Annotated in this window: 4 protein-coding genes; 3 read left to right on the forward strand and 1 reads right to left on the reverse strand. The window is 38.5% G+C overall.

The features are described from left to right. The first annotated feature begins 59 nt into the window (after positions 1 to 59). A complete protein-coding gene (locus MHB48_RS03595; protein ID WP_342600192.1) occupies positions 60 to 4,673 on the forward strand; it encodes a 5'-nucleotidase C-terminal domain-containing protein in 4,614 nt (1,537 codons plus the stop codon). Positions 4,674 to 4,775: 102 nt separating this feature from the next. After that, on the forward strand, positions 4,776 to 9,434 hold the full coding sequence (locus MHB48_RS03600) for an endonuclease (protein WP_342600193.1): 4,659 nt from the start codon (positions 4,776 to 4,778) through the stop codon (positions 9,432 to 9,434). A gap of 78 nt (positions 9,435 to 9,512) precedes the next feature. On the opposite strand, the gene MHB48_RS03605 is transcribed toward MHB48_RS03600, so the two are convergent. Further along, a complete protein-coding gene (locus MHB48_RS03605; protein ID WP_342600194.1) occupies positions 9,513 to 10,088 on the reverse strand; it encodes a transposase in 576 nt (191 codons plus the stop codon). Positions 10,089 to 10,592: 504 nt separating this feature from the next. Here MHB48_RS03605 and MHB48_RS03610 point away from each other — a divergent pair. Further along, positions 10,593 to 14,384: a S8 family serine peptidase gene (locus MHB48_RS03610; protein WP_342600195.1), complete on the forward strand. Its 3,792-nt coding sequence runs from the start codon at positions 10,593 to 10,595 to the stop codon at positions 14,382 to 14,384. Positions 14,385 to 14,518 lie beyond the last annotated feature (134 nt).

Here is a 14,518-nt window from a genome sequence, read left to right on the forward strand (position 1 = left end):
ATCGCCTCATATATTAGAACAGTTTCAGTAAGACTATTAGATAAATAGGAGGCTAGGAAATGAGAGCAAGCAAGAAACTTCGCCAAAAATCGTATCGAGCTGCGTTGGCAACAACGTTGGCAGCTGGATCACTTGTCGCGGCAGCACCAATAAACATGAACGTGGCAGAAGCACAAGAGGTTTTCTTCAAAGATGTAACAGATAGCCAGTATTTCTACGAAAGTGTAAAAGAGTTAACTGCTAGAGGATTTATTAGTGGATATGAAGACGATACATTTAGACCTGCTGAAAATATTACTCGAGGACAGGCTGTGAAAATAATTGCCCTTGCATTAGGGTTAAACACAGAGAACGTAAAAGATCCTGGGTTTAAAGATGTGAGTAAAAGTAATCCTTACTATGCTTATATCGCAGCACTTGTAGATGCAGGAATTATTAAAGGGTATGAAGACGATACATTTAAACCAAACGGGAATCTAACTCGAGCACATATTGCTCAAATGCTAGTAGTAGGTTTTGGGTTAGAGGAAGAGAAACTCTCAAACCTACCATTTAAAGATATTAATAATAAACAATGGTATGCACATTATATCCAAACCTTATTTACAAATAAAATAACAACAGGTAAAACAGCTACTACATTTGAACCAAATGCATTTGTAACACGTGGACAAGCTGCCGCTTTTATTTATAGAACAGAAGCAGCTGTTGAACTACAAAATGTAAAAGTAATAGATATCTCTAAAAACGAATTGACCTTATCTAATGGAAAGTATGCATTGAATCCAAGCTTGCAAGGCATATTTAACGAGTCGAATTTAGCCGTGTTAAAAGGTGCAAAAGTTAAGTACACATTGAAAAATAATGAGATTGTGGACATTAGTTTGATTGAAATTAGAGCAAATGGAACTGCAAATGGTTATCTTGTACTTGATGGGAAAGGTTCTACATTTGCAGGTGAGCTTTCTATAAAAGGTAATTATGTATCGGTTAAAAACCTTACGTTGTCGGTATTAAACATACAATCTGGAGCTACTCATGTAACGTTGGACGCGAAAGTTGGTAAATTAAACATCCAATCGAAGGATGCCAAAGTCTCATTAGGAGCTAATGCAAGAGTGGGAGACCTTATTCTTCCAACAGGAGTAAAAGCGAAAGATATAATCCTAGACTATGAAAAAGTAAAGGGAAATATCGTCAAAATTAATGGCGCAGCAAACCCTGATATAAAACCAGTGACACCACCAGCAAGTAATGGCGGCGGAGGTAGTGGCAGTGGAAATGGAAATAATCCACCTCCAGTTACTGAAGATAAAAACTTTGAATTATCCCTGATGCATTTCAACGATACACATGCCCATTTAGATAATGCTGCGAAACGTGTAACAGCAGTGAACGAAGTACGCGCTAAAAAACCAAACGCATTACTACTAGATGCAGGCGATGTTTTCTCTGGAACATTATACTTTAATGAATTCAAGGGACAAGCAGATTTAGAATTTATGAATCTAATGAAAGTCGATGCAATGACGTTTGGTAATCATGAATTCGATCTTGGTTCATCTCCTGAAGGCCACAAAGCATTAGCAGATTTCATTAAAGCAGCAAATTTCCCGTTTGTATCAGCAAACGTAGACTTCTCAAATGATGCGTTGTTCACTGGATTGTTTAATACCAAAATATCAAACGCTCCAAAAAAAGGTAACATTTATTCAGGTATTGTAAAAGTAGTGAATGGCCAAAGGGTTGGAATTTTTGGTTTAACAACTGCCGATACGAAAGATATCTCTAGTCCTGGAAGCATTACATTCTCTAACTATATTGAAGATGCGAAAAAGATGGTTGCTGAATTTGAAAAAATGGGTGTTAACAAGATCGTTGCTATCACACATATCGGCTATGACGATAATCCAGCAGTTGATAATGACATCGAGTTAGCGAAAGCAGTAAAAGGTATTGACGTAATTGTCGGCGGACATAGTCATACAGCATTGGAAAAACCAGTTTTAATTAAAGCAAATGCTGAGCCAACAATTATCGTGCAATCAGGTCAATATGCTGACAATCTTGGTACGTTAGATATTACGTTTAATAAAAAGGGTGTAGTTGTTGCACATGAAGGCAAGCTAATCAATGTTGCTGGGAAAACGGAAAACCCAGAAGCGGCTGCAATACTTAAAAAATATGCTGATAAAATTGCAGAAATAAAAAATGAAGAAACTGGTGCAACTGCCGTAAATGCATTAGAAAACCCTCGCACTGGTGGGGATAATACAAAACCGAGTGTACGCAAAAATGAAACACCTTTAGGAAACCTGATCACGGATGGCATGCTGGCAAAAGCAAAAGAATATAACAAAGAAGTTGTCATGGCATTCCAAAATGGTGGCGGGATTCGAGAAGCTATTAATCAAGGACCTATTACAGTAGGTGAGGTAATAACTGTTCTACCTTTTGGAAATACATTAGCGACAATGAAACTTACAGGTGCGGAAATTAAAGCTGCATTTGAAATTAGCTTTAAAGAACTTCCACGTGAAAACGGAGGATTCCTTCATGTATCAGGTGCAAAAGTAGAATTTGATTCTTCTAAACCGAGTGGAGAGCGAGTCGTATCGATAGCTTATAAAAATGCAGAAGGTAATTATATCGCAATTCAAGATACTGAAAAGTACACAATTGCGACGAATGCGTTCACAGCTAAAGGTGGAGATGGTTATGACGTACTGAAAAAAGCATACGAAGAAGGAAGAGTAACTGATCTAGGTCTTTCAGATTGGGAAAATTTACGGGACCATGTCGTAAGCTTAGGTAATGTTGATCCGAAGGTAGAAGGACGAATTGTAGATGTTAAGGATGAACCTATTCCAGAAGAGTTTGAACTATCCCTAATGCATTTCAATGATACGCATGCTCATTTAGATAATGCAGCAAAACGTGTAACAGCAGTGAACAAAGTACGTGCAGCAAAACCAAATGCATTGCTACTAGATGCAGGGGATGTATTCTCGGGGACATTGTACTTTAATGAGTTCAAAGGACAAGCAGACTTAGAGTTTATGAATTTAATGAAAGTCGATGCGATGACGTTCGGTAACCATGAATTCGATCTTGGTTCATCGGAGGAAGGTCATAAAGCGTTAACAGACTTCATTAAAGCGGCAAACTTCCCGTTTGTATCAGCTAACGTGGATTTCTCAAATGATGCATTGTTTACCGGTTTGTTTAATACGAAAGTCTCGACCACTCCTGAAAAAGCGAACATCTATTCAGGTATTGTCAAAGAAGTGGACGGAGAAAAAGTAGGGATTTTCGGTTTAACAACAGCGGAAACCAAAGACATTTCAAGCCCTGGTAGCATCACATTCTCTAATTATATTGAGGATGCAAAAAGAATGGTTGCTGAGTTTGAGGCAATGGGTGTCAATAAGATCGTTGCCATTACACATATCGGCTATGATGATAATCCAGCAGTAGATAACGACATCGAGTTAGCAAAAGCAGTTGAGGGTATCGATGTAATTGTCGGCGGACATAGTCATACAACATTGGCAGAACCAGTTCTGATTGGTGTAAATGATGAACCAACAATAATCGTTCAAACAGGTCAATATGCAGATAATCTAGGAACACTTGATGTAACGTTTGATAATAATGGTGTAGTTGTAGAACATGCAGGGAAATTGATAAAAATTGCAGACCAAACAGCGGATCCTGAAGCAGCAGCATTACTTAAGAAATATTCTGATAAAATTGCAGAAATATCAAATGAAGAATCTGGTGCAATTGCTGTAAAAGCAATAGAAAATCCACGTGCAGAGAATAATAGTGTTCGAAGAAATGAAACTCCACTAGGAAACTTAATCACGGATGGCATGCTTAAGAAAGCAAAAGTATACAACAAAAATGTAATCATGGCGTTCCAAAATGGTGGGGGAATAAGATCGTCTATTAATCAAGGTCCTATTACGATCGGAGAAATAATCACGGTTCTTCCATTCGGAAATACACTAGCAACAATGGACTTAACAGGAGCAGAAATCAAAGAAGCATTTGAAATTAGCTTCAAAGAACTCCCAGGTGAAAATGGTGGATTCCTACATGTTGCTGGTGCAAAAGTGAAATTTGACTCTTCTAAGCCAGTTGGACAACGTGTCGTATCGATTGCCTATAAAAATGCAGATAATATATATACTCCAATCCTTGATGATGCAACTTACACAATTGCAACAAACGCATTCACAGCTAAAGGCGGAGACGGCTATACAGTACTCAAAAAAGCTTACGAAGAGGGCAGAGTTACCGATTTAGGTTTATCAGATTGGGAAAATCTTCGTGAGCATCTTGTAAGTCTAGGTAACGTAGATCCAATAGTAGAAGGACGCATTGTCGATGTAGTTGGAGAACTTCCTGGTGGAGATGTACCAGCTACAGATTTCTCTGGTACACCTGAAAAGCTAAAAATATACAATGGCGACGTTACAGTAGACGTTCAAGACGTATCCTTCCTTGGTAATGTAATTATCAAAGGAAACTTAATCATTGTTGGTACATCCACTGCAAACATTTCTCTTGGAAACATGATTGTAGAAGGGGACTTGGACCTATCAGGACATGAAGGCAACGTTTACGGACTAGAAGATATCGAAGTATACGGAGAAACAATTTTTTAATTGATTTGAAGCAGATAGAATAGGCATCTCCTATTGTTTAAAAAATCTGCAAAAAGAGGTGCCTAGAAATACTAGAATGAATAAGCTAGAGGAGGATAAATATTGAAACAACAAAAACGTAAAATTTCCTTGTTTCTCATCTTTATTATGATTGTCAGTCTCATTAATCCAAATTTGATAAACAAGACTATGGCAGCAACTTTCGTGGAAAACTTTAATAATATTAATATTGCCGGAACTAGTTATATTAATGGCAGTTTTATAGGAGAAAATGACATAGTGTGGTCCTATAGCGGTGCTAGGGAAGCAACAGGAAATGAAATTGATGGTAAAGGTATTTTATTTAGAGATACAGGAAAGTATATTGAATCTAATTCCATTGAGGGAGGCATAAGCTCCTTTTCAGTGAAGTTTAAGAAAGCATTTACAGGAGCGGGAGAACGTAAGGTAGAAGTATTTATTAATGGTCAATCTATTGGGATATCTCAAGGTTTTGATGACACAGAGATTCATAATTTTTCTGTTGATAATGTAAATGTGGAAGGTCCTTTTACAATAAAAATCACTAATGCTTCTCCAGGAAATAAACAAATAGTTTTAGATGATATTATATGGTCAAGTAATGACAATCAAGAGCCCGAAAAAGTATCAACAATATCAGCAACTGTTTCGCCCGGTCAAGTAAATGTTGGAACGATAGTGGAGTTATCAACAAACACAGATGGTGCAACAATCTACTATACAACCGATGGTTCAGATCCAACGAGTTCAAGTGTGAGATATGAAGCTCCGATTGTTATCGATAAGGACATGACGATCAAGGCGATAGGAGTGAAGGAAGGTCTTGAAAACAGTTCAATTGCTGAGTTCGCTTATACAGTAATAAGTGAATCAGGAATATTGTCCATTGCTGAAGCACGCGCTACAGCTGTTGGTGAAACTGTGACGATTAAAGCGATAGTAGCTGCGAACTTGAAAAATACTATTTCTGTACAAGATGCAACCGGAGGTATTGCAGTTCGTCCTGCAAATCTATCTGCGACAGTAGGCGATGAAGTAACCCTTACTGGTAAACTAGGAGAATTCCGTGGACTTCTTCAATTAGATGGAGCAACCATCGTTGAAAAAACGGAAAATGTCGGAGCACCAACTCCTAAAGTTGTTACAGGTGCAGAAGTAAATGAAGCCAATGAATCGCTTCTTGTGCAAGCAAAACAAATTACAATAACTGCAGTAAATGCATTAAACTATTCAGCAACTGATGGAACTACTGAATTCATCGTTCGTGATGAAAACAATTCACTAGGTCTAAGTGTAGGTAAAACGTATGAATCAACTACTGGTATCGTGCAACAGTTCGATGCAGCTTATCAAATCATTCCACGATCTATTCAAGATATTGTAGAAGATAGCACCACACTACAACCGGTTGCAGCAAATCCTGGAAGCGGTACGTTTGTAGGTGGTACAACCGTAACATTATCCACAACAACGGCAAATACAGAAATTTATTACACAATAGATGGTTCAGAACCGACGAATGCAAGCACAAAGTATACAGCACCAATCGAAATTAAAAAAAATACAACGCTTAAAGCTGTAGCAATTACGGCAGATGGCACTGCAAGTGAAGTAAAGACTTTCGAGTATGTCATTACAGATAGTCTTCAAATTCATGACATCCAAGGAGCAGGACACTTTACTTCTTTTGACAATAAATCAGTAGAAGGAATTCAAGGGGTAGTAACCTATTCATTTACCTTGAATGGGTCAAATTATTATCATATCCAAACGCCAGATGAGTTAGCGGATAATAATCCAAACACATCGGAAGCAATCCTTCTTTATAGCGGTAATAAATCTTTAACAGTAAAAGTTGGAGACTTAGTATCAGTTACAGGGAAAGTAAGTGAATTTGCATACGACGGATATGATGATCGTCAACAAACAGACTTGAAAACTACCCAAATCAATGTTCGTGATGATCAAGGTGGAAAAGTGGAAGTCATTAAAAGTGGCGTAGCTTTACCAGCTCCAATCTTAATTGATGAAACTAAAATGTCTTTAGCTAAAATTGATAGCGACAATCTTACAGTTTTCAATCCAACAGTGGACGCAATCGATTTCTGGGAAAGTATCGAAGGAATGCGCGTGCAAGTTGGAAATGTGAAAGCGGTAGCACCTCAAGAGCATGGCGATTTGATTACGGTTTTAGAAAATGCACCTACGAACTCCCTTCATGGCGGTGTATTATATGAAAAAACTAATCAAAATCCAAATCGTATTCAATTCCGTTTAGAACCAAACGGACCGGGACGTGATTTTGAAGTAGCGACAGGTGATAAATTTAGTGGTCCGATTACTGGAGTGGTAGGCTATTCATTCCAAAACTTTAAAATCTATGTCTCTTTAAACGAAATGAATGCTGCCCATACAAAAGGAACTGCAACACCAGAAAAAACAACCATTGTGAAAACAGAAGATAAGTTAACGATTGCTTCCTATAACTTAGAAAACTTCTCGAATAACAGAACATCCACTTCAGACGACAAAGCACGTAAATTAGCAAGAGCAATTGCTACGGATATGCAAAGTCCTGATATTGTTGGTGTAACAGAAGTGCAAGATAATAACGGTGAAAGTACAGGGGATTCAAAAGCAGATCAAAGCTATGGTAGATTAATTGCTGCTATAAAAGCTGCAGGTGGACCAGAGTATAAATATGTAAATATTGACCCTGTGAACAACCAAGACGGTGGAGCACCGAATGCGAATATTCGTGTTGGATTCCTATACAATCCAGAACGAGTTAAATTAACGGAAGGTATTTCTGCTGGGGATGCTACAACTGCTGTAGGTTACGAAAATGGTAAGTTAACACTTAACCCGGGTCGTATTGATCCAAAAAATAGTGCATTTAACAGTAGCCGTAAACCGTTAGCTGCACAATTTGATTTCAAAGGGGAAAGCGTCATTGTGATTGCGAATCACTGGAATTCAAAAAATGGTGATACACCTCTATTTGGATCGATTCAGCCACCAAAATACGACAGCGAAGTACAACGTAAAAAAATTGCAAAAATAGTTTCTGACTTTGTTGTAGATATTAAAACGAAAAAACCAGATGCAAACATTGTATCTTTGGGTGACTTTAACGATTATCAATTTGCCGATGCACTTTTAATTCACGAAGGCGAACAGATGACAAACATGATAAACAAAGTAGAAACACCAGATCGTTACACATATCTATATCAAGGGAACTCACAAGTGCTAGATCATATTTTAGTCACGAAGAATTTAGAAAGCAAAACAAAAATCGATATTCTTCATATCAATGCAGACTTCACGGATATGGCAGGTCGTGCTAGTGATCATGATCCAGTAATGGTTCAAATTGATATATTAGCCGAAGATGAAGTTGTAGTACCGATCGTAGCTGAAAAAACATACAATATTAAAAATCTGCAAACGATGAAATTAACAATTGGCAAACCTAGCGTTTCTATTACGCTGGATAACCATTCGCTCATTTCAGAAGGCATTCTTTTCACAGGGGCTTATGCAGAATTCCACGGAGCAGGATTTGCAGAGCATACTGTAACGATCAAACCAGTAAATGCTGGGGCGATTTTAGATTTCAAAGGAACAGTAATGAAAAAGGTTATTATTGATGGGACTAATGTAAAGGAAATAAGAGGCGCTGAAAATATTCAAGAAATTGAATTCATTAACGGTGCAAATCCAGATACGATTAAATTCACAAATTCGAAAGGGGAGCCCATTGAGGTTCCTTCTTTTCCAGGTGAAAATAAAGCACCGGTAGTAAAAAGAAGTATTCCAAATCAAACAATTAAAGTCGGAGAATCCATTTCGATCTTACTAACAGATCATTTTGCAGACCCTGAAAACAAAGCACTAACTTTTACTTCTACATTAGGAACGATAGAAGGTTCTACGTTAAGCCTAACTCTAGGTGAAGGAAGCCATATTGTAGGGGTTACTGCTACAGATGGTGAAAAAAGTGTAACGACAAGCTTCAGTGTGAGTGTAACATCTAATGAAGTTCCAACAGATGATTATTACAAAGACGCATTCGGCAAAGAGGGGCAAGCATTAAAAGATGCCTTACATGAAATTATTGATGAGCACACTCTACTATCATACGACAAAGTCTGGGACGCATTGCGTGAAACAGATGAAGATCCAAATAACTCAAATAACATCATTTTGTTCTACTCTGGACTATCGCGCTCTAAAACTAGTAATGGGGGGAACGTAGGCCAGTGGAATCGAGAACATACATGGGCGCAATCACATGGCGGTTTCGGTACAAGTCAAGGACCTGGTACTGACATCCACCATTTGCGTCCAACAGATGTACAAGTGAACAGCACCAGAGGGAACTTAGATTTTGATAACGGGGGAAGTCCTGTTAATAATTGTAATGGGTGTTATAAAGATGCGGATTCATTTGAACCATCTGATCGTGTAAAAGGCGATGTCGCTCGAATTTTATTCTATATGGCAACACGCTATGAGGCTGGAGATAGAGTGGACCTCGAATTAAATGATAGAGTCAATAACGGAAGTATCCCTTTCCACGGCAAATTATCCGTTCTTTTACAGTGGCATGAGCAAGATCCAGTCGATGAATTTGAAACAAAACGCAATAATGTCATTCAAAAATGGCAAGGCAACCGCAATCCATTCATTGACCACCCAGAGTGGGTAAATTCCATATGGAAAAAAGCAAACTAAGTACGTGCCAGTCACCCGCACAATTCAGAAACTATTCTGACAATAAAAATCCCACGATTGATTTCAATCGTGGGATTTTTAACTGTTTTGCTCATCAGGCAACTCAGCCTCACAAAATTTGCAATAATCTTCATTTGTTTGGTTAAAAGATGTTGGAAGAAAAGTGGGGAGTATATGCAAATGCAGAAAAGGGTGAGTAGTGGACTTTGTAAGTTTGTAAAAAGCATAGGAACTATTTTCATATAGTTCCATATGAGAAACAATTGGCACCTTTGTTTCGATCGGATTTCTGTGAATATATCGACTTACAGCAAGAATGCTTCGTGGGCTAATAAGGAGTTCCGCAAAATACCGACTATCGTAGAGAAATCCGCTCGTATTATACCTTTTCTTATAGTACTCACTATAGCGGCGATTGATAATACTCATTATTTTACCTAACGGCACTTCCGGTGACTGAATAAGCAGATGATAGTGGTTCGTCATTATACAATACGCAACAATTGAAAATGGGTATTTATCGTAAGCATAGTGAAAAATGCGAAACAACTCTCGCAAATCATCACTATTCCGGAAAATATTCTGCCTATTATTCCCTCTCATTACCACGTGATAATACATGTTCGGATGCCAGTGTCTACGTTTCCTACCCAACCTCTAACCCCCTCCTCATTACTAAACCCCTATAGAAATTAATAAATACAGAATAAAAGGACTAAGGATTAAAGTCAATTGTACAAAAGTGTAGACAATTCAATTTTAGAGCGATTTAGACAACCAAAATTAATTTTCCCTTCAAAAGACACAATTCGACCCAAAAAATATTTCGGTCGAATTGTGCCTAAATTGTGTGAGTATTGTGTGAGTGACTGTCACCAAAAGTAGACCAAAAGTATTGTGCTTTCATGAGGTGTGAGTTGTTTCAAAAAGAGAGGAATTATGGTGACAGAAATATGTATGAAACCGGTCTAAACGAACTAAAACTATTTAACTAACCGTTTTCTAATAGAATCTTTTGTTACCAAAATGTAACATAATATATTATTCCAAATAATCCGAATATATGGTAAGTTTCTATTGTCACATAATTTAGTAGGGAGTTTAATAGATTTGTAGATTCCGATTAAATTATGAACCACGAATAGGGAGGAAAGTAAATTGGGGATTAAGAGAAAAAGTATGTTACTCGCTCTTGCTGGAACCTTAGTAATAAGCACCGCTTCTTTCGGTGCACCAGTTCCAACAGCCGCCAACGTATTGGCGAAACAGATTCCACCGCTTCAATTGCAAAAGTCGGCAACCACAGTACCTCAGCAACTGATTGCTCCAAAAAATCCAAGTGAAACTGTTCGCATCATCGTGGAGCTAGAAAAAGCACCTGCGATTGAGACGGCTACCAAAAAAGGTGTCCTTTACAAGAACCTTCCTAAGTCACAACGAAAAAGCGTGGAAGCATCTATTGAAGCAGATCAAAAAAATGTAAAAGAAAAAGTGAAACAAAAGTCAAAAAAAATTAAATTCAAAGAAGAATTTACAGCTGTCTTCAATGGATTCTCAGCCGAAGTTGAAGCGGGAGATGTCGCAGCCATCGCGGAAACGGAAGGTGTAAAAGCAATCTATGAGTCTACAGAATATACGAGACCAAATATTGAGCCAAACATGGTCCACTCGAAAGAATTAATACAAGCTCAATTGGCTTGGGAAAAATATGACTTCAAAGGTGAAGGAATGGTAGTCGGTGTAATTGATACGGGTATCGATCCAAGTCATCGCGATATGATTTTAACGGATGATGCATCCGGTGACATTACTGCTTCTGAAGTGGAAGCTTTAATTGGAGACGGTTCTATTGAATCAGGTAAATACTACTCAGCCAAAGTTCCTTACGGTTATAACTACATGGATGGAAACCTAGAAATACGGGATCTTGGACCAGATGCTTCCATGCATGGGATGCACGTTTCTGGAACAGTTGGAGCGAATGGTGATGAAGAAAATGGAGGGATCAAGGGAGTAGCTCCTGAAGCTCAACTTTTAGCACTTAAAGTATTTGGTAATGATCCATTATTCTCTTCAACATATGGAGATATTTACGTAAAAGCGATGGACGATGCGATTAAGCTCGGCGCAGATGTGTTGAACTTGTCACTTGGATCGACTGCGGGTTATGTGGATAACAGTAACCCTGAACAGCAAGCTGTTACACGGGCACAAGACAATGGACTGCTAGTGGCCATTTCTGCGGGTAATTCAGATATGTTTGGTTCCGGTTACTTCTATCCAATGGCTGAAAATCAAGATTATGCGTTAACAGGTTCACCTTCTGTTTCGGAAGATTCATTTGGTGTGGCATCGTTTGAAAATAGTACGATCACGGCTTCCAGTTTTAAATACAAATTTGATAGTGTGGAATCTGGTCGTTCACTGTTCTTACTTGCAAATGACCAAAATCCAAACGATCTTCCTGAAGAGGAATATCAAATTCAATTCGCAGGTTTAGGTAGCCCTACTGACTTTGAAGGGAAAGATTGGACAAACAAATTTGCATTAGTAGCTCGTGGATCGTTTTCTTTCGTTGAAAAAGGACTAAATGCACAAGCTGCTGGTGCTGCTGGTATCATCGTATATAACAATGCTGCAGGAACAATTAATATGGCATCTGACCCAGCGATCGATATTCCGTTCATGTCCACGCTTCAAGCGGATGGATTAGCGATCAAAGCAGGGCTTGATGCTGGACAAGTCGTTTCAGTTGGATTCGACGGTCAGTATTTAGAAACACCAAGTCCGACTGCAGGAAAAATGAGTTCATTTACGTCTTGGGGTCCTACACCGAATTTAGATTTCAAACCTGAAATCACAGCACCGGGTGGAAACATCTTCTCGACATTAAATAACGATTCCTACGGTTTGATGAGTGGAACTTCAATGGCAGCTCCACATGTATCAGGTGGTACGGCGCTTGTGATGGAACGCGTGAACGAAGAGTTCGGATTAACTGGTGCAGCACGTGTTCAATTAGCGAAGAATTTAATGATGAATACAGCTTCGAAAGTTATATTTGCTGAATACGACGGTATTACTGAATATGTATCACCACGTCGTCAAGGTGCAGGTATCATGCAACTTGCGAATGCTTTGGAAACTGATGTTGTGGTGACAGACAAAGTAACTGGTGAAGCAAAAGTAGCACTAAAAGAAATAAGTAATGGCCAATTTAACTTCACTTTAACAGCGAAAAATTACTCAGACGTAGAGAAAAACTATAATGTAGACGTTCAGCTTCAGACGGATTATGCATTAACTACATCTGGATATGATGTCGTTGTACCAAATATTGCAGGATCTAACGTTGTTACGGATGCTGTAAATGTAGATGCACCTGAAACGGTTGTTGTTCCTGCAAATGGGGAAGTGGAAATTCGAGTATCTGTTGATGCGTCTGCATTGAAAGACATGGATGGCTTTGAAACATTCGTAAACGGATTCTTCATTGACGGATTCGTTTCTCTTATTGACCCGAACGAAGAAACAACAGGAACCGTACCATTAACAGTACCTTTCTTCGGATTTAATGGTTCGTGGGATGACGCATCCATTTTTGACTACTTTGCATGGGAAGCAGAAAATTATTATGGCATGCAAGCTTTAGCTGATGAACAAGGAAACTTGATCCTTGGACCAACCTATCGTGAAGGTATTGACCCATCGAAATTCGCATTCTCTCCAAATGGTGATGGCAATGTGGATAAGGCAATTCCTGTTTACTCTCTAATGCGTAACGCGAAAAAATTTGAAGTAAATATATTGGATGCAGAAGGCAATAAAGTACGTACAATTCGTACAGAAAACAATTTAACTAAACATTACTCGGCTACAGCACCTAACTTACCATACACGTACAATCCTGTTTATGGGTGGGATGGATTAATTAATGGAAAAGTAGCTGTAGATGGACAATACCAAATTCAGCTACGAGGAGTCATTGATTTTGAAGGCGCAGAATGGCAATCCATTGAATTCCCAATCATCGTGGATACAGTGAAACCTACAGCAGACGTAAGTTATGACAAGAAAAAACAAGTCATCTCCATTGCTAAACTTTCGGATAACCAAACAGGTATCGGTATTGACCGCGTAGAAGTCCTTTTGAATGGTGAAGAAGTGGCAGAAGCGGCAAATATTGAAAAGTACACATTTGAGGAAAAAGTTGCTAAGGATGACAAAATTGAAGTTAGAATTTGGGACATTGCTGGTAATGTTACAGCAAAAGAGTTTAAAGGACACGGAAAATCGACAGATGAAGTAGGAGTAGAAGATCCTGCAGACGAAGGTACTCCGGGCGAAACAGATCCAGGCAGTGAAGATGACTCAACTCCTAATGAGCCAGAGACAGTTGAACCAGTCATCTATATCAATACACCTGAATTCTTCAGCCACCATACAGCATCTGAAGTATTGGTTGCGGGGACTATTGAAGACGATTCTAATATTGCATCATTAAAAGTCAATGGACAAGACGTAACAACTTTTGATGGTGAAAACTTTACGCACACATTGATTCTTGAAGACGGTGTACAACTTATCAATGTGGAAGCGATTGACGAGTTCGGAAATGTAATGGCGATCACACGCAGAATTTTCGTTGATACGACAAAACCAACTGTGCAAGCTGTTTCTACAACCGTTCCGAAAAACGTTTCATCGAATCAAGGAAATCCCGTCATTCAAGTGAATGTGGGCGACAATTTCGATGAAATCCGCCTTTACCTTAATGGAAGTGAAGTTTACTACAAACCAATTTCTGAACCATATGCAATGTTAGGTTATAGCCAGACAATTGATATCGAACTTCCATTGGTTACTGGTAATAACACATTTGAATTAAAAGTGGTGGATCTTGTAGGTAACGAAGCTAAGCAAATCATCAAAGTGTCAAAGAAAAAATAAGTTTCAAATAGACAAACTAATTAGTTATGGGATAAAAAGTAAACCTCTTTTCCGTTTAGGAAAAGGGGTTTATCTTGTTTTTATATGGAGATTTCCCAGGTTTTCTACTTTTCATAGTTTTAGCCAAAGTAAAG

The organism is Psychrobacillus sp. FSL H8-0483, assembly GCF_038637725.1.
Classification (GTDB): domain Bacteria; phylum Bacillota; class Bacilli; order Bacillales_A; family Planococcaceae; genus Psychrobacillus.